19 protein-coding genes and 1 pseudogene are annotated in these 16,817 nt (G+C 64.2%); 10 read left to right on the plus strand and 10 right to left on the minus strand.

Translation table 11 applies throughout. The features are described from left to right. Positions 1–47 precede the first annotated feature (47 nt). Positions 48–779: a hypothetical protein gene (locus EN846_RS18240; protein ID WP_127285830.1), complete on the plus strand. Its 732-nt coding sequence runs from the start codon at positions 48–50 to the stop codon at positions 777–779. 70 nt (positions 780–849) lie between these two features. Here EN846_RS18240 and EN846_RS18245 read toward each other — a convergent pair whose 3' ends face one another. Then, a complete protein-coding gene (locus EN846_RS18245; RefSeq protein WP_127391517.1) occupies positions 850–1,053 on the minus strand; it encodes a DUF3126 family protein in 204 nt (67 codons plus the stop codon). A gap of 144 nt (positions 1,054–1,197) precedes the next feature. Beyond that, positions 1,198–2,046 carry a serine O-acetyltransferase gene (gene cysE / locus EN846_RS18250; RefSeq protein ID WP_127285831.1) on the minus strand — a complete coding sequence of 283 codons (849 nt, stop codon included), beginning with the start codon at positions 2,044–2,046 and terminating at the stop codon, positions 1,198–1,200. A gap of 208 nt (positions 2,047–2,254) precedes the next feature. On the opposite strand from cysE, the gene EN846_RS18255 reads away from it, so the two are divergent. Further along, positions 2,255–2,860 (plus strand): hypothetical protein, encoded by a 606-nt coding sequence (locus tag EN846_RS18255; protein ID WP_127391518.1) that lies wholly within the window; start codon positions 2,255–2,257, stop codon positions 2,858–2,860. Here EN846_RS18255 and EN846_RS18260 read toward each other — a convergent pair. From EN846_RS18260 to EN846_RS18275, 4 genes are all read right to left on the minus strand, one after another. Then, on the minus strand, positions 2,857–3,357 hold the full coding sequence (locus EN846_RS18260) for a GNAT family N-acetyltransferase (protein WP_127391519.1): 501 nt from the start codon (positions 3,355–3,357) through the stop codon (positions 2,857–2,859). The genes EN846_RS18255 and EN846_RS18260 overlap by 4 nt on opposite strands. Positions 3,358–3,376: 19 nt before the next feature. Beyond that, positions 3,377–4,144, minus strand: coding sequence for an alpha/beta hydrolase (locus tag EN846_RS18265; RefSeq protein ID WP_127391520.1), 768 nt, complete (start codon positions 4,142–4,144; stop codon positions 3,377–3,379). 19 nt (positions 4,145–4,163) lie between these two features. After that, positions 4,164–4,727: a DUF192 domain-containing protein gene (locus tag EN846_RS18270; protein WP_127391521.1), complete on the minus strand. Its 564-nt coding sequence runs from the start codon at positions 4,725–4,727 to the stop codon at positions 4,164–4,166. A 170-nt stretch (positions 4,728–4,897) separates the two neighbouring features. Continuing rightward, positions 4,898–5,494: a cold-shock protein gene (locus tag EN846_RS18275; protein WP_127285837.1), complete on the minus strand. Its 597-nt coding sequence runs from the start codon at positions 5,492–5,494 to the stop codon at positions 4,898–4,900. 300 nt (positions 5,495–5,794) lie between these two features. On the opposite strand from EN846_RS18275, the gene gloA reads away from it, so the two are divergent. Continuing rightward, positions 5,795–6,235, plus strand: a complete 441-nt coding sequence (gene gloA, locus EN846_RS18280) for a lactoylglutathione lyase (protein WP_127285838.1) — start codon at positions 5,795–5,797, stop codon at positions 6,233–6,235. Between the two features lie 119 nt (positions 6,236–6,354). Then, positions 6,355–6,645 (plus strand): DUF2218 domain-containing protein, encoded by a 291-nt coding sequence (locus tag EN846_RS18285; protein ID WP_126054341.1) that lies wholly within the window; start codon positions 6,355–6,357, stop codon positions 6,643–6,645. A gap of 9 nt (positions 6,646–6,654) precedes the next feature. On the opposite strand, the gene EN846_RS18290 is transcribed toward EN846_RS18285, so the two are convergent. Further along, entirely contained in the window at positions 6,655–7,212 is a 558-nt protein-coding gene (locus tag EN846_RS18290; RefSeq protein WP_127391522.1) for a DUF1697 domain-containing protein, read from the minus strand. Next, a complete protein-coding gene (gene ilvA, locus EN846_RS18295) occupies positions 7,209–8,465 on the minus strand; it encodes a threonine ammonia-lyase IlvA (RefSeq protein ID WP_127391523.1) in 1,257 nt (418 codons plus the stop codon). The genes EN846_RS18290 and ilvA overlap by 4 nt, the downstream gene beginning before the upstream one ends. Positions 8,466–8,604: 139 nt before the next feature. Here ilvA and EN846_RS18300 point away from each other — a divergent pair, with 139 nt between their 5' ends. From EN846_RS18300 to EN846_RS18310, 3 genes are all read left to right on the plus strand, one after another. Then, positions 8,605–10,008, plus strand: coding sequence for an aminopeptidase P family N-terminal domain-containing protein (locus tag EN846_RS18300; RefSeq protein WP_127391524.1), 1,404 nt, complete (start codon positions 8,605–8,607; stop codon positions 10,006–10,008). Positions 10,009–10,110: 102 nt separating this feature from the next. Next, positions 10,111–11,184: an alpha/beta hydrolase gene (locus EN846_RS18305; RefSeq protein WP_127391525.1), complete on the plus strand. Its 1,074-nt coding sequence runs from the start codon at positions 10,111–10,113 to the stop codon at positions 11,182–11,184. Between the two features lie 123 nt (positions 11,185–11,307). After that, positions 11,308–12,471, plus strand: a complete 1,164-nt coding sequence (locus EN846_RS18310) for an alpha/beta hydrolase (protein ID WP_127391526.1) — start codon at positions 11,308–11,310, stop codon at positions 12,469–12,471. A gap of 22 nt (positions 12,472–12,493) precedes the next feature. On the opposite strand, the gene ade is transcribed toward EN846_RS18310, so the two are convergent. After that, positions 12,494–14,311 carry an adenine deaminase gene (ade, locus tag EN846_RS18315; protein WP_127391527.1) on the minus strand — a complete coding sequence of 606 codons (1,818 nt, stop codon included), beginning with the start codon at positions 14,309–14,311 and terminating at the stop codon, positions 12,494–12,496. 146 nt (positions 14,312–14,457) lie between these two features. Here ade and EN846_RS18320 point away from each other — a divergent pair, with 146 nt between their 5' ends. The 3 genes from EN846_RS18320 to EN846_RS18330 all read left to right on the plus strand — a co-directional run bounded on the left by EN846_RS18320 (position 14,458) and on the right by EN846_RS18330 (position 16,313). After that, the gene (locus EN846_RS18320; RefSeq protein ID WP_127391528.1) at positions 14,458–15,309 is read left to right on the plus strand and encodes an alpha/beta hydrolase; all 852 of its coding nucleotides are present in this window, start codon (positions 14,458–14,460) and stop codon (positions 15,307–15,309) included. A gap of 53 nt (positions 15,310–15,362) precedes the next feature. Beyond that, positions 15,363–15,575: a hypothetical protein gene (locus EN846_RS18325; protein ID WP_127391529.1), complete on the plus strand. Its 213-nt coding sequence runs from the start codon at positions 15,363–15,365 to the stop codon at positions 15,573–15,575. A 90-nt stretch (positions 15,576–15,665) separates the two neighbouring features. After that, positions 15,666–16,313, plus strand: a complete 648-nt coding sequence (locus EN846_RS18330) for an outer membrane protein (protein WP_128346764.1) — start codon at positions 15,666–15,668, stop codon at positions 16,311–16,313. Positions 16,314–16,584: 271 nt separating this feature from the next. On the opposite strand, the pseudogene EN846_RS18335 reads toward EN846_RS18330, so the two are convergent. Then, positions 16,585–16,817, minus strand: a pseudogene (locus tag EN846_RS18335) (hypothetical protein); the annotation flags it as partial.

Here is a 16,817-nt window from a genome sequence, read left to right on the forward strand (position 1 = left end):
GCCGCCCGGGGACATCCAGCGGATCGGCGACCGTAACGGGGATAGCGATGAAGCAGGCGGCAACCGCGAGTGGCCCGGAATTCGAGGTTGTCGATTCCACGCTTATGAAGCGGGTGTTCTATGCCTTCGCGGCGCTGGCGCTGCTTTCGGTGGCGATCAGCCTCGGCGGCAAATGGTTGGGGCGCTCGATCGCCATGGCCGGCTACACCGACGACACGACCATCCACGAGGTGGTGATCGGCAACAATGTCATTGCCGTCCCGGCCAATTTCATCCGCTTCGAGCAGGCGCGGCGCGACGGCATCGCCTCGCGCCTCGACCTCTATATGCGCTACCCCGAGATGGACGGCTACAGCACAGCCGCCCGCGACGACTTCAACCATACGGGCGCGCGCAAGAACGTCGTCTTCCTCTCCTTCGAGCAGCAGATGATGTCGCGCGACATGAGCGGCCGCTTCGCCCCGATCTACAGCGCGCTGATCGTCCAGCCCGGCACGCCGGGACCCGGCGGCACGACGCTTTATGGCTTCACCGAGAAATCAGGCTATCTCAACGAGGTGCTCGCGGTGGCCGGCCGTCCGGGCAAGGATCCGTTCGTTGCCCGCTGCCTGAGCGGACCGAGCGCGGAGGAATCGCTGGCGCCTTGCGAGCGCGACCTCCAGGTCGGCGATGGCCTCAGCCTCACCTATCGCTTTCCCAGGGAATTTCTCGGCAACTGGCAGGCGCTGGACGCGGCGATCGCGGCGGCGGCCGCGCATGTCCTGAAGACAGGACGATAGGGCAAGTGACCACTACAAGATAAGAAGCGTTGACCGGGCTGCGCTGACGCAGGCCCGGCCAGCAGAGGGCTCAGCCCAGGTCGATGTCGAGAATCGCCATCGAGAAATTGTAGTCGCCATCGTCCTCGTCCTTGAAGACGATGCCGAGGAATTCGTCGCCGACATAGACTTCGGCCGAATCTTCCTTGCGCGGGCGTGCCTTCACCTGGAGCTTGAGATTCTGGAAGACGCGCTTGAAATAGGCGTCCAGCTTTCTGATTTCGTCCGGCTTCAACAGTCTTCTCCGATCGTCGGGCTTGCTGGGTTGAACGCGCTTCTGGCACGTCGACAATGGCGATGTAAAGGCAAGCCGGCGGCAGAACCGAAAGCGCCTCCGCATCTGCGGCCGGTTTCAGCCGCGCGGGCGGGCGCCCCGGCCTCAGATATCGAAGCTGACGACGTGGTCCATCGTTTGCGAGGGCAGGAGCTGGTCCATCTGCCTGGAAGGCTGGTCGCAACCGGTCTCGCCGACGACGCGCGCCGGCACGCCGGCGACCGTCTTGTTGTGCGGCACCGGCGACAGCACGACCGATCCGGCCGCGATCTTCGAGCAATGGCCGACTTCGATGTTGCCGAGGATCTTGGCGCCGGCGCCGATCAGCACGCCGCGGCGGATCTTCGGATGGCGATCGCCACCGGCCTTGCCGGTGCCGCCGAGCGTCACGCCATGCAGAATCGAGACATCGTCCTCGATCACCGCCGTCTCACCGACGACAAGGCCGGTGGCGTGGTCGACGAAAATGCCCTTGCCGATGCGGGCGGCCGGATTGATGTCGGTCTGGAACACCGAGGAGGACCGGCTCTGCAGGTAGAGCGCGAAATCCCGCCGGCCCTGGTTCCACAACCAGTGCGCCAGCCTGTGCGTCTGGATGGCGTGGAAGCCCTTGAAATAGAGCACCGGCATGATGAAGCGGTCGCAGGCCGGATCGCGGTCGTAATAGGCCTGGATGTCGACGCGCACCGTGGCGCTCCAATCCGGATTGTCGGCAAGCATGGCGTTGAAGGTCTGACGGATCAGGTCGGAACCGACATCCTGATGGTCGAGGCGCTCGGCGAGGCGGTGGATCACCGCTTCCTCCAGGCTTTCCTGGTTGAGGATGGTCGCATAGAGGAACGCCGCGAGCAGCGGGTCGCGGTTGACCGCTTCCATCGCCTCGTCGCGGATCGAGCGCCAGATCGGATCGACCGGCTGCACAATGCTGGGGCGGGCAATCGTAATGCTGTTCATCGACGGTCTCCGGCCTGCCGGCTCCTTACCGGCCGCACATATAGGCCAGATCATAGCACGGGGGAACTCTATTTTCCTTAGTGCTTTGTCAAATGGATTTGGTTCATCGGAAATCAAGCGGCCATGGAAAACGAACCCTTGCGGCCATACAAGGCTCGACTTGCGTCGCCTCGGCTCCCGGCGTCAAATGTCGGAAGGGTGAAGCAGCATGGAAAACGAAGCCTTGATCGACGAAGCGCTGAGAAACGAGCTCTCATCGCTCTATCGGGCACCGGACCGCCACTACCACGGCCTTGCCCATATCGAGGCGATGCTGGCGCTGGCTGGCGAGTACAAAGCCCTGCTCCACGATCCCGTAGCGGTGGACGCAGCGATCTGGTTCCACGACGCCATCTATGACAGCCAGGCCAAGGACAACGAGGCGAAGAGTGCCGCTCTTGCAGAGCAAAAACTCGCCGGCCGCACCGACGCCGTGCGCCTCGGCCGCATCGCCGCGATGATCCTCGCCACCGCGACGCACGAATTGCCAAGCTCGGGCGATGCGGACTTCATCCGCGACACAGCGCTCTTGCTCGACATGGACCTGGCAATCCTTGGCGCGGCGCCCGGTACTTTCGACACCTATGAGCAGGCGGTACGCCAGGAGTATCAATGGGTCGAGGAGTCGATGTGGCGCGCCGGCCGCGGCGCGGTGCTGAAGAGTTTCCTCGCACGCCCGCATATCTTCCACACCGATGAATTCCGGCAACGGTTCGAGCCCCAGGCCAGACAAAACCTGGCGCGATCGCTGCAAGCGCTCGGAGGTGTTAGCTAATCCGGGAACGTCTCCATGCGCTCGGCATACGGCCTGAAGCCTGCGCGTCTGTAGACGGGCTGCGCATTGGGATGGTCATAGGTGTCGGTGTGCAGCCAGAGCCGTTCGGGCCGATATGACCAGATCGCGCGAAGCGACCGGTCGAGCAGGAACGGCCCGAGCCCGCGGCCCTGGAAGGCGGGCACGAGCCCGAAATGGGTGAGTTCGACGACGGACTGGCCAACGCTGTTGAACTCGCACAGGCCTGCCGCCTCGCCGTCGACGCGCAGGACATGGACATGCGTCGCCGGACTGGCGAGCAGCCGTTCGAGGTCCGCCGCTTTCATGCGCAGCCGCTGATCCCACTGCACGGCTTCGCCGACGGCGCGGTAGAGGCCGACATAGCCGGCGATATCGAGCGTTTCGCGCTCCGCCACCGCGCCCGCGACCGGAGCGGAAGAAGCCGCGCCGGACGGCGGCTCGGTCATCTCCATATAGGTGACGAGAAGGTCGACCATGGTCCTGACAGATGCGGTATCAGAGCGGGTTTTCGGCGTAAAACTCCAGCACCCGCTGCTTGAAGCTCTTGTCGCCGACTGCCAGCATGTGGTCGCGGCCCTCGATGTGGAACGCCCGGGCGTTCGGCATCAGCGCCGCCAGTTCGTCCGGTGAGCCGCCGATGTCGTCCTTGGTGCCGACAGCGACCAAGGTCGGCTGCGCGATCCGCGCCATATCGTCTTCGCCAAGCAACTCGCGCGAGGTGGCGATGCAGGCGGCAAGCGCCCGGCGATCGCTGCGCGTCTGGTCGGCGAAGGCGCGAAACGAGCGGCCGCGCGGATGCGTCGTCGTTGCCGGGTCCTCGGCAAGCAGCGCTTCGGCGATCGGATCCCAGTCGCCGACGCCGTCGACCATGCCGATGCCGAGGCCGCCGAACACCAGCGTCGCCACCTTGTCCGGATCGGACAGCGCCAGGAACGCCGAGATGCGCGCGCCCATCGAATAGCCCATCACATGGGCGCGTTCGATGCCGAGATGGTCTAGCAGGGCGGCGCCGTCGGAAGCCATTTTCGCCGGCGTGTAGTCGGCCTCGTTGTAACTTTTCGACGACGAGCCGTGGCCGCGATTGTCGAAGGCAATCGCCCGGTAGCCGGCATCGTTCAGCGTCTTGAACCAGCCTGGCGACACCCAGTTGACATGGTGGCTGGAGGCAAAGCCGTGGATCATCAGCACCGGATCGCCGTGGCCCGATGCCGGCTGGCGATCGAGATAGGCGAGGTCGAAACCGTCATGCGAAAAATACTGCATCGGCAAAGGTCCGGATTGTTCAGTTGGGATCGACGCTCGGCGCATCGCCCTTGTCAGGCGCCGGCTTGGCCGGCCCCGACGCCGAGCCGATGGCCGGATGGCGCAACAGGTCGCCGTCCGCGATACCGTCCTTGGCGGCCGTGCCTGCCTTGAGCTCGAGCACGAAGCGCACCGGTTCGCCGGGCGAGATGATCGCCTCGGACTGCGGCTCGCCTTTCAAGATTGCCCGGATCCTGCCGTCCTGGCCGACGAAGATCAGGTCGAGCGGCATCGGCGTGTTCTTCATCCAGAAAGTCAGGTCCCTGGACTCCTCGAACACGAACAGCATGCCGTGATCGTCGGCCATATGCTGGCGGAACATCAGGCCCGCCTCGCGCTCGTCGGGCGTGTCGGCGATCTCGATCGAAAAGGAACGCTCGCCCGATTTCGTCACCGCCACCAGCGGCGTCGGGTCGACCGGCAGGATCATGGCCTGGCCGTCCGCCGAAGTCGGCCGCTGCGAATAGAAATAGGCGCCCGCCGCGACGACGATAGCCATCGCGATGCAGATCGCGCCTGCCGTCAGCCAGTTCCTGTGAAGCATGTAAAATCCTGAGCCGGGACGTCGTCCCAAGGTGTGTTGAGATTCAGGTCAGGCCGAGTCCGGAATGGTGGTTTCCGAGAGCCGGAGCGGAGCGTACTTCAGTTGCGTCAGCGCCGGAAGCACGGGAAGCCGCCATTTGCAGGCCGGCATCACCTGAATATCAACACAGCTTAGTGCGAGACCGGCAAGGTGCCCATATCGGGATGAATTTCGGCAGCCATAAGGCCTTTGTCGCCGCGGCCGAAGCGAACCAGCACGACCTGGCCGGGCCTGAGCTCGGTAATGCCGTAGCGGCGCAACGTCTCCATGTGGACAAAAATGTCCTCGGTGCCCTCGCCCCGGGTCAGGAAGCCGAATCCCTTGGTGCGGTTGAACCACTTCACCAGCGCCCGCTCAAGCCCGCTCTCCGGCGTCACGGTGACGTGGGTGCGCTGTTCCTGCATCTCAGCCGGATGGACCGCCGTGCTGGCATCCATGGAAAGAACGCGGAAGGCCTGCAGGCCGCGATCGCCCTGCTTGACCAGGCAAACGACGCGCGCGCCTTCCAGCGCGGTCTGGAACCCGTCCTTTCGAAGGCACGTCACATGGAGGAGAATATCACCGGAGACACCATCGTCCGGAAGAATGAAACCGTAGCCCTTGGCTACGTCGAACCATTTGATTGCGCCGGCGATTTCGACAAGGTCGGCGCCTTCGCCGCCGCTGTCACGCTTCAAGGCGCCCTCAAGGCTTCCGTCCCGCCCCGTAAAAGAGGCCTTTTCCCCCATAAGAATGCCCCCTTTTTTCAACACAACCGCAACTGATTCTTGACATCAGATTAACACTGCGGCTTCCGGTCTGTGCAAGACCTGACGTGCCTTTTTTCACTGTTGAGCAGTGGAATACCTCATTTGTTGTTTGCCGGCATGTCCGCAGCCGGGTGACGATGTCCTAAAATCGGACGCTGCCGCCGCTCCGGCTCTGCTTGACCATCGGATTGCCCTCTTGCCCCCGGCGCCACGGCGATTGCCCTTTGGCCGGGTGGCCCCTATGTTCCGCCGCGACGCAACGCCCCGGAGAAAGATCCCATGCGCTATCTGCACACCATGGTCCGCATCGCCGACATCGATGCTTCGCTCGACTTCTACTGCAACAAGCTCGGCCTGAAGGAAGTGCGCCGCTACGAGAACGAGCAGGGGCGCTACACGCTGATCTTCCTCGCCGCGTCCGAAGACGAACAAAGCGGCGTCACGGAAAAGGCGCCGCTGGTCGAATTGACCTACAATTGGGACCCCGAAGACTACAAGGGCGGCCGCAATTTCGGGCATCTCGCCTACGAGGTCGACGACATCTACGCCACCTGCCAAAATCTGATGGACAAGGGCGTCACCATCAACCGGCCGCCACGGGACGGCAACATGGCCTTCATCCGCTCGCCGGACGGCATTTCGATCGAGCTGCTGCAGAAGGGTCCGGCCAAGGCCAAGGCCGAGCCCTGGGCCTCGATGGCGAACACCGGCAGTTGGTAGGCCGGCAACGCCGATGTGATCGGTCGCCTATGGCGTTTTGCGAGACGGCGCCTATCTATGCAGTCATGGCGCCAGCCTCGCGAGGCTGGCGTTTTTCTTGACCCATCGGAGAACCATCCATGCCGACCAGCCGCGCCGATGTCGCCACCGAACATGCCAGCCGCTACCTGCAACAGCTCTGCAAGCACTGGGCGCACAAATTTCCGGTCGAGTTCGACCCGCACCACGGCGCCATCGATCTGACGTCGCTGGGACGCACCGTCATGGAGGCCGATGCCAAGGCGCTTCACATCGCCGTGGCAGCCGACGACGCCACCTCGCTCGAGCGGCTGGAAACGGTCGTCGCCGACCACATCAAGCGCTTTGCCTTCCGCGAGGAGCTGACCTTCGACTGGCAGAAGGCCGCCTGAGTCGAGGCATCAGGCACCCGCCTTGGTCGCCATCTCCAGCAGCGCCTGCACCGAGCGCCAGTTGCGCGCGGTGCCCGGCACTTTCAGGGTGCGTGGAACGAGATTGGCGAACACCGATTTGCCAAGCCCCTCCGGCGCGTGCAGGTAAAGCACGTCGCGTTTGACTTCGAAGCTTTCCGGGCCGGTGCATTTTTCGGCGAGCCGGGCGATCTCCTCCGCAGTGGGTTCGCGCTCCAGCGCATAGGCATGCAGCTTGGTCGGCTCGCCGGCAACCTCCGGATAGGGGTTTTCCTCCACCAGCCGCTCGAGCCAGCCGGCATCGCGCACCATGATGCGCGAATGGAACCCCCAATTCTTCTCGAAGGCGGCTTCCAATTTGTCGGTCAAGCTGGCCGCACCGCCCTTCCTTGAACGGAACACGACATTGCCGCTCTGCACGTAGCTGGCCACATCGGAAAAGCCGAGGTCCTCGAAGAAGCTCCGCAACTCCGCCATCCTGACGATGCGGTTGCCGCCGACATTGATGCCGGAAAACAGCGCGACGAAAACCGTCCCTTTTCCGCTCATATGATGAACCCGGCCAGCGTCTCGTTGTCCGTGATGTCTTGGTACTGCACGCCCTCGGCGTCGAAATTCGCTTTCAGCAGGTCGAAGTTGCGGCGGTCCTTGGTTTCGATGCCGATCAGCACCGAGCCGAAATTGCGCGCCGATTTCTTCAGATATTCGAAGCGGGCGATGTCGTCGTCCGGCCCCAGCATTTCGAGGAAATCGCGCAACGCGCCCGGCCGCTGCGGAAAGCGGATGATGAAGTATTTCTTCAGCCCCTCGAAGCGCAGCGCCCGCTCCTTGACGTCGGGGAGCCGCTCGAAATCGAAATTGCCGCCCGAAACCACGGCGACGATGGTCTTGCCCCTGATCTCCTTGCGGGAAAAATCCTTGAGCGCATCGATCGCCAGGGCGCCTGCCGGCTCGAGCACCACGCCTTCGACGTTGAGCATCTCGATCATCGTCGCGCAGAGCCGGTTCTCCGGGATCAGCCGCACCGCTTCGGCGGCAAATTCCCTCAGATGCCGCAGCGGCTCGCGGCCGATCTCGGCGACCGCGGCCCCGTCGACGAAGTTGTCTACCTTGGAGAGCTTGATCCGTTTGCCCGAGGACAGGCTCTCGCTGAGGCTCGGCGCGCCTGCCGGCTCGCAGAAGACAAAACGCGCTTCGCGATGCTGGTCGGCGAAGTAATGGGTGACGCCCGCCGCGAGCCCGCCGCCGCCGACCGGCAGCATGACGATGTCGGGCATGCGCGCGCCAGGCATCTGGTCGGCGATCTCAAAGGCGACCGTCGCCTGCCCCTCGATGATGTCCCTGTGGTCGAAGGGCGGCACCATATGCGCGCCGGCGCTCTCCGCGAATTCGAAGGCGGCGCGATAGCAGTCGTCGAAGAAATCGCCGACCAGCCTGATCTCGACGAAGTCGCCGCCGAACAGCCGCGTCTTGTCGATCTTCTGCTGCGGCGTCGTCACCGGCATGAACACGACGCCCTTTTTGCCGAAATGGCGGCAGACAAAGGCAAACCCCTGCGCATGGTTGCCGGCGGAAGCGCAAACGAACAGCTCTGCCGCATTGCCGGCGGCCAGCGCCTTGCGAAAGAAGTTGAAGGCGCCGCGGATCTTGTAGGAGCGCACCGGCGTCAGATCCTCGCGCTTCAGCAACACCCGGGCGCCGGTCTTCTTCGACAGATAGTCGTTTTCCTGAAGCGGCGTCTCCGGGAAGATCTGGCGGATGGCGGCGGCGGCCGTGGCAACGCGAGAAGAAAAACTGTTCATGGCAAATCGTCCCGAAGCGTGCTGGGCGGTTAATGTAAGCCTATTGCACATCCGGCCCCGCAAGGCCATTGTCCGCCTGCCATCAGCCTCGCCGCGGGGCATTCCCGGTATCGTTGCAAGCACTTGGAGGCGTTTGTTCATGCCTGTTGCGTCGGTCGCCCTGAAAACCGTGTCGCTGCCGGAATTCGGCGAGCCGACCCTGATGCCGCTCATTCCTCGCGCCACCTACGAGGCGCGCATCGAAGCCTTGCTGGCGCGCGGCGCGAAGGCCGGCCTCGATGGCTTCGTCGTCTATGGCGACCGCGAGCATGCCGCCAATGTCGCCTACCTTTGCGGCTACGACCCCCGCTTCGAGGAAACGCTGCTGGTCATCGTTGCCGGCAAGCAAGCAAAGCTGCTGGTCGGCAATGAGGGCTGGGGCTATGCCGAGCTCTGCGACGGACCCTATGAGCGCATCCTCTGCCAGACCTTTTCGCTGCCGGCGCAGCCGCGCGATCGTTCCGATACGCTGCCTGACATCCTTGCGGCCAGCGGGCTAAAGCCCGGACACCGGATCGGCGCCATCGGCTGGAAGCCGTTCGGCGCCGGCGATGCCGGCTTTGGGCGCAGGACGCTCGACCTGCCGTCCTTCATCGCCGACACGCTGCGCGCGTTGGCCGGCGACAGGGGCGCGGTCGAGAACGCGGCCGATCTCCTGATCAACCCGGCTGACGGCTTGCGGGCGATCAACGAGGCCGATCAGCTCGCAGCCTTCGAATTCGCCGCGACCTTTTCCTCGCAAGGCCTGCGCAACGTACTCCAGGGCATCGAACCCGGCATGACGGAGCTGCAGGCGGCGCGGCTGATGGGTATCAACGGCCTGCCGCAATGCTGCCACCCGATGCTGTCGGCCGGCAAGCGCGCGCCCTACGGGCTGCCGAGCCCCCGCCTCGACATCATCCAGCGCGGCGATCCGATCACCATGGCCTATGGCATCCAGGGTTCGCTCAACGCCCGCGCCGGCTTCCTGGTCGAGAGCGCCGCCGAGCTGCCGGAACGCATCAGCGACTACATCGAAAAGCTGGTCGCGCCATATTTTTCCGCTGCCGTCGACTGGTACGAGACCATAGGCATCGGTGTCGCCGGCGGCGCGCTGTGGAAAGCGGTGCATCAGCGCATCGGCGACCCATTCTTCGGCGTCTCGCTCAATCCCGGCCATCTCATCCATATCGACGAATGGATGCATTCGCCGGTGTTTTCCGGCTCCGCGATCGAACTCAAGTCCGGCATGGCGCTGCAGGTCGACATCATCCCGGCAACCGGCAGCGCTTATTTCACTACCAATATCGAGGACGGCATCGCGCTTGCCGACGAGCCGCTGCGCGAGGAGATCGCCGCCCGCTATCCGGACGCCTGGCGCCGCATCGAGGCTCGCCGCGCCTTCATGGGCGATGTGCTCGGCATTCGGCTCAAGCCCGAAGTGCTGCCCTTCTCCAACATCCCGGCCTTCCTTCCGCCGTTCTGGCTTTCGCGCAACACTGCGATGGCCGTCGCCGGGCGCTGACGAGATTTTAGCTGGACGCGACTTACTTCCGCCGCACTTCGCCTGCTGGGGAGATGTCGCGGAGGGTGGACGGCCCTTTTTGGGCTCGAATGGAATTTTGACGTGCGTTTGAAGACGATTTGCATTCTTGCGCTTGCCCTGCTGGTGGCAGGCTGTGGCGGCCGCAAAACCGAGGAACTGCTCGGCAGCGCCGTGATGTCTACGCCGGTGACGGAAATCGCCGGCAACCATTCGATCTTTATCGCCACGACGCGCAAGCGCTCCGACGACCCCAACAAGGTCTTCGACGGCGAGCGCTCGGCGACACTGAACTACGCCCGCGTCAACGTCACGGTTCCGGGCATCCACCAGCCCGGGCAGATCGAGCGGCGCTCACGCGGCAAGTCGGACGACCCGGCGAAATATTTCATGGCCTCCGAGGTCGTCGGCTACGACACGCAGCCGAAATTCTCCAGCGCGCTCAGCGCCGACATCGCCGCGCGCGGTGGCCGCGTCATGCTCTTCGTCCATGGCTACAACACCGGCTTCGACGACGCCGTCTATCGGCTGACGCAGATTGCGCATGACTCCGGCTATCCAGGCACCCCGGTGCTGTTTTCCTGGGCGTCCGGCGCCAAGACCACCGACTATGTCTACGACAAGGAAAGCGCCAGCGCCGCTCGCGACCAGCTGGAGGTGACGCTGCGCATGCTTGCCCAGACCGGCGCGCGGCGCATCGACATCGTCGCCCATTCGATGGGAACCTGGGTGACCATGGAGGCGCTGCGCCAGCTCGCCATCACCGGCGACCGCGATCTCGGCGGCAGGCTCGGCGACGTGGTTCTGGCCTCGCCCGATATCGACGTCGACGTGTTCAAGAGCCAGATGCGCCGCTACGGCAAGCCGGACAAGCCTTTCATCCTGCTTCTGTCCGACGATGACCGGGCGCTGCGGCTTTCCGGCCTGATCGCCGGCTCGCGGCCACGCGTCGGCGACTACAAGGACGCGGCCGACCTCGCCACCTATGGCGTCAGCGTCGTCGACCTCTCCAGCGTCAAGGGATCGGACAGGTTCAACCACACCAAATTCGCCGACAATCCCGAACTGGTGAAGATGATCGGCCAGCGGCTGCGCGAGGATGACGGCTTCGCCAGCGACCAGACGGTGACCGACCGCATCAGCCAGCTCGGGCAGTAGCTGATGGTGCCGCCCGGCCGGCGCGGTTGCCGGCCGCGCCCACTTTGAACTGGACCGGACCGGCCGTGGGCTTTATCGGATTGGTCTGAGGCGTTATGATTTTCGCCCCTTGAGGGATCCCGGGTGATCGTGCGTTCGAAGACTGTCATAGTCCTTGCCTTCGCGCTCGCCGCCACGGGCTGCGCCGGCCGGAACACGCATGACCTGCTCAACAAGACGACGGTTGCGGTGCCGGCCTCCGACATCGCCGCGACGCACGAGATCTTCGTCGCAACCACCCGCCAGCAGGCGACGAAGGACAAGCGGCAGGTGTTCGACGGAGACCGCTCGCTGACCACCAGCTACGCCCGCGTCGACGTCACCGTTCCCAAGGTGCATCAGGTCGGCGCCATCGAACGCGCCAAGGGTTCGGCCGACAGCAACCCGGCCAAGCAGTTCACCGCCACCGAGGTCGTCCACTATGGGGACCAGCAGCAATTCGCCAAGGCCGTCGGCTCCAACATCGCCATAAGCGGCGACCGCGCCCTGGTCTTCGTGCACGGCTTCAACAACGGCTTCGACGATGGCGTCTTCCGGCTGACCCAGATCGCGCACGACACGAAATATCCAGGCACGCCGGTGCTGTTCTCCTGGGCGTCGAGCGGCAAGACGACCGGCTATATCTACGACAAGGACAGCTCCACAGCCGCGCGTGACGACCTCGAGGCGACGCTGCGGATGCTGGCCAAGACTCACGTCAAGAGCATCGACATCATTGCCCATTCGATGGGGACCTGGCTGACGATGGAGGCGCTGCGCCAGCTCGCCATCACCGGCGACCGCGATCTCGGCGGCAAGATCGGCTATGTCATCCTGGCCTCGCCGGACATCGATGTCGACGTCTTCAAGAAGCAGATGATCCGCTACGGCAAGCCGGACAAGCCTTTCGCGATCCTGCTCTCGGGGGACGACCGGGCGCTGAAGCTGTCTTCCCTCATTTCCGGCGACAAGCCTCGAGTCGGGGACTACGGCAATGCGGCCGACCTTGCCAGCTATGGCGTGGTCGTGGCGGACCTGACCAACACCAAGGGCGGCGACCGCCTGAACCATGCCAAGTTCGCGGATAATCCGATGCTGGTGCAATTGCTCGGCGACCGGCTGCGCACACCAGCCGCCCTGCGCTCGACCGAACCTGACTCGGCCGAGTTCGACAATATCGGCCAAGGCATTGGAAAGGCCGTCGGCTCGGTCGCCGAGGTGGTCATCACCACCCCGTTCAAGGTGCTGACCATCGCCACCGGCGGCTGATCGATGGGCCCGCCACACGGTTTCAGATAAAAAGATCGACCTTCTGGAACGTCGTCACGTCGATCAGTCCGACATCGGAAATCCTGAGCTCGGGAATGACCACCAGCGCCAGCAGCGAGTGCTGCATGTACGCGTTGTTCAGCGAGCAACCGACCTTGCGCATGGCTTCCGTCAGTTGCTCGGCCTTGGCCGCGACTGTCTCGGCGCGCTCGTCTGACATCAGCCCGGCGATCGGCATCTCGACCAGCGCCAGTTCCTTGCCCTTGGAGAACAGGACCACACCACCGCCGACCTCACCCAGCCGGTTGACGGCCAGCGCCATGTCCTGCTTGTTGGTGCCGACGACGATGATGTGATGCGCGTCATGCGCCACGCTGGACGCCATCGCGCAGTCCGCCATGTAGCCGAAGCCGGAGACGAAGGCATTGGTGACGCCGCCGGTGCCCCTGTGCCGCTCGACCAGCGCGATCTGGCAGACGTCGTTGCGCCGGTCCATGCCGACAAGCCCGTCCTCGACCGGCAGGTCGGCCTCCAGTGCTCGCGTCGGCGCCTGGTTCTCGATCACGCCGATGACGCGTACGCGCGCCTCGTTGGCCCCCTTCGGCGCGGCCACGTCGAAATCCTTCGCCTTGAGCTTCTTGCCAAGCTTGACCGTGTTCTTGGCCGTCTTCGGATAGTCATAGGCCGGGATGTCGATGTCGAGCTTGCCGCCCTTGGCCAGCCTGACGCCGCGAGCATAGACCTCGTCGATGGTCATCGCCGCCAGATCCGAGACGATCAGCAGGTCGGCAAGCCGTCCCGGCGCGATCGAGCCGATCTCGCGCTCCAGCCCGAAATGCTGGGCGGTGTTCAGCGTCGCCATCTGAATCGCCGTCACCGGCTTCAGGCCCTGGCTGATCGCGTGCCGCACCACTCGGTCCATATGGCCTTCATGCACCAGCGTGCCGGAATGGCTGTCGTCGGTGCACAGGATGAAGTTGCGCGGATCGAGCCCGCTCTCCGTCACCGCCTTGATCTGCGAAGCGACGTCGTACCAGGCCGAGCCGAGCCTCAGCATCGCCTTCATGCCCTGGCGCACCCGCGCGATCGCATCTTCCGCGCGTGTGCCCTCGTGGTCGTCCTGCGGACCGCCGGCGACATAGCCGTGGAACGGCAGGCCGAGGTCGCGCGAGGCATAGTGCCCGCCGACCGTCTTGCCGGCCCTGACCGTGGCGGCGATCTCGCCCGACATCACCGGGTCGTTGGCGGCGACGCCCGGGAAATTCATCACTTCGCCGAGCCCGATGATGTTTTCCCAGCTCATCGCCTCGGCGACATCGGCGACCGTCAGCTCGGCGCCGGCATGTTCCAGCCCCGGCGCCGACGGCACGCAGGATGGCATCTGCACGTGCACGTTGATCGGCATGGCGACTGCCTCGTCATGCATCAGCCGCACGCCGGCCAGGCCCAGCACATTGGCGATCTCGTGCGGGTCGATGAACATCGAGGTGGTGCCATGCGGGATCACCGCGCGGCAGAACTCGGTCACCGTCACCATGCCGCTCTCGACATGCATGTGCCCGTCGCAAAGGCCGGGCACCAGATAGCGCCCGCCGGCATCGACGACCTTGGTGCCCTGCCCGATGGCGTGGCCGGCATTCGGCCCGCAATAGGCGAAGCGCCCGCCGGCAATCGCAATGTCGGTGCCGGCGATGATCTCACCCGAATGGACGTTCACCCAGCGGCCGTTGCGGATGACAAGGTCGGCCGGCTTGCGGCCCATCGCGACATCGACCAGGTGCGTCGCCATCTCGGTCCACACACGGGGTTTTGCGGGCCTGGCGGCCTTCGTTTTCGGCATTGGCGATTCCTTGGCTGTGGCCAGTCTCGCAAATGTCGGCGGGTGCCGCCAGAGCCGTCGGCCGGCATCCGGTCGGCAGGCCACGCTTGTTGACTAACCCGGTTAAAAGGCGATGCTGACCGCGGACCGAACCGTAAGAGGGAAACATGACCCGTCTCTGGAAAGCGATCGCAGTCGTCGTCTTGTTGATAGCGTCAACCGCTCTTGCCGCAGCCGAGGAACGTTGGCAGACATTGCCGGAGCCGGTGGCCATGCCCAAACCCGAGCAGAGCGGCTATGCGCCGGTCAACGGCATCCAGATGTACTACGCCGTTTTCGGTGCGGGTGACCCGGTTCTGCTCATCCATGGCGGCCTCGGCCACGCCGACATCTGGGCGAGCCAGGTGGCGACGCTTTCCAAAACGCACAAGGTCATTGTCGCCGACAGCCGCGGCCATGGCCGCTCCACCCGCACGGAGCAGCCCTATGGCTACGACCTGATGGCGTCGGACTATCTGGCGCTGCTCGACTACTTGAGGATCGACAAGACCGCGCTTGTCGGCTGGAGCGATGGCGGCATTATCGGTATCGACATCGCACTGCATCATCCGGAACGGCTGACAAGGCTCTTTGCGCAGGCCGCCAATGTCACCACCGATGGCGTCGATCCCGGCGTGATGACCAACAAGACCTTTGCCGCCTACATCGAGCGCTCTGGCCGCGACTACAAGAAGATGTCGAAGACACCGGACCAGTATGACGCCTTCGTGGCGCAGATCAGCCATATGTGGGAGAGCGAGCCGGCGTGGACCAAGGAACAACTCGGCAAGATTACCACGCCGACGGCGATCGTCGCCGGCGACCATGACGAGGCGATCAAACGCGAGCACACCGAATACATGGCCTCGGTCATTCCTGGTGCGAAGCTGATCATCTTGCCCAACGCCAGCCATTTCGCCATGCTGCAGGCGCCGGACGAATACAGCAAGGCGGCGCTGGATTTCATCGACGCCAAATAGCCAGGAAGCTGGAATGCTCGTCGGTCGCTGACGATCATTCGGATTGGCGGAAAATGGCAGAGACGATCAGGTTCGCAATCTTCGCAGTGTCGGCCGGCCTTGCCGGACTGGCATTCTTTACCTTGCATTCGTTCTGGACATGGGGCGTGCCGATCCTGATCTTCATCGCCGGCTCGGTGCTGTCCGAGTTCGCCTTCAACCGTCTGGCACCGCCTCTCGAGAAGCAGCGCGACCTGGAGGATCGGGTGCGCAACCCGCCGGCGTAAACCGTTGTTGAATGAAGCCAATTCCGTTTTGCGGCGAATAAGGCTAGGTTGTACCAGGAGTCTTTCGAAACCGCCAGTTCGGAGAGCTCGATGCGTCGATTGGCGCTCGCCAGTGCCGGTTTACTTGCGCTGCTGTCCGGGTCGGCCCAGGCGGCGGACGTGGGCGCCGATCTGCCAATGACGGCCCCGGGCTTCGACTGGACCGGCTATTATGCCGGCCTGCAGGCCGGCTATGGCTGGGGCCGCGCCGACATGGGCTCGAGCGGCGGCGCGCCGTTTTCCGCCTCGCCCGACCTCGATGGCGGTTTCATCGGCGGCCACGTCGCCGGCCTCTGGCAATTCGACCAGGCGGTGCTCGGCGCCGTAGCCGATCTCAACTATTCCTCGGTCGACGGCGCGGCGGACCTCGGCCTCGGAGATTCCGCCGGCGCCGAGCTGAAATGGTTCGGCTCCGTCGATGCCAAGGCCGGCTATGCCATGGACCGCGTGCTGGTCTACGGCATTGGCGGCATCGCCTTCGCCGGCATCGAAGCGTCACGCAATGGCGTTGCCGACACGCGCACGGAAGTTGGCTGGACGCTCGGCGCCGGCGTCGACTATGCCCTGACGGATAAATTCGTGGTTGGCGCCCAATACCGCTACTTCGATTTCCGTTCGGAGCACTTCGATATCCCGGACGACCGCGATCAGGACGTCAAGCTTCACACCCTGGGGGTGAACCTGAGCTACAAATTCTGACCGCGAGATAGCCCGCCAGGACGCGAAACCTCCCCGTTGCTCAGGGACTTCGATTTCGACGGAAATGGGGTGGCCGGCGCCCGCAGGGGGCGGGGAATGGGTGGGGCCTGAAAGACGCCGGCCTGCGCGGATCAAGTCCGCCGCCAGATAAACTTAGCGACGCGAGCGAAAAGCGTAATTCCGTGATCGCACCAGGGCAATCCGGAGCGCCTTTTTCGATCCCGAACTGACCGAGAGGCCGGGCCGGGATCGTGCTGGAGGCACGACGGGCTCAGGGTAGCGGGATTGGCTTGTCACTGAGTGTGCGCAAGTAGGCGATCAGGTTGACCCGTTCAGTCTCGTCCGGAACACCAGGCATCTCCATGTAAACGCCTGGGGTAGTGACCATGGGCTCAAGCAGATATTTGTTCAGGTCCTCGTACGTCCACACGCCTTCCCAGCCCAGCAAAGTCTCGGAATAACGCATTTTCGTCATGGAGGCCTTGTCGCGGCCGACGACGCTCC

Source organism: Mesorhizobium sp. M4B.F.Ca.ET.203.01.1.1, from assembly GCF_004791025.1.
GTDB classification, from domain to species: Bacteria; Pseudomonadota; Alphaproteobacteria; order Rhizobiales; family Rhizobiaceae; genus Mesorhizobium; species Mesorhizobium abyssinicae.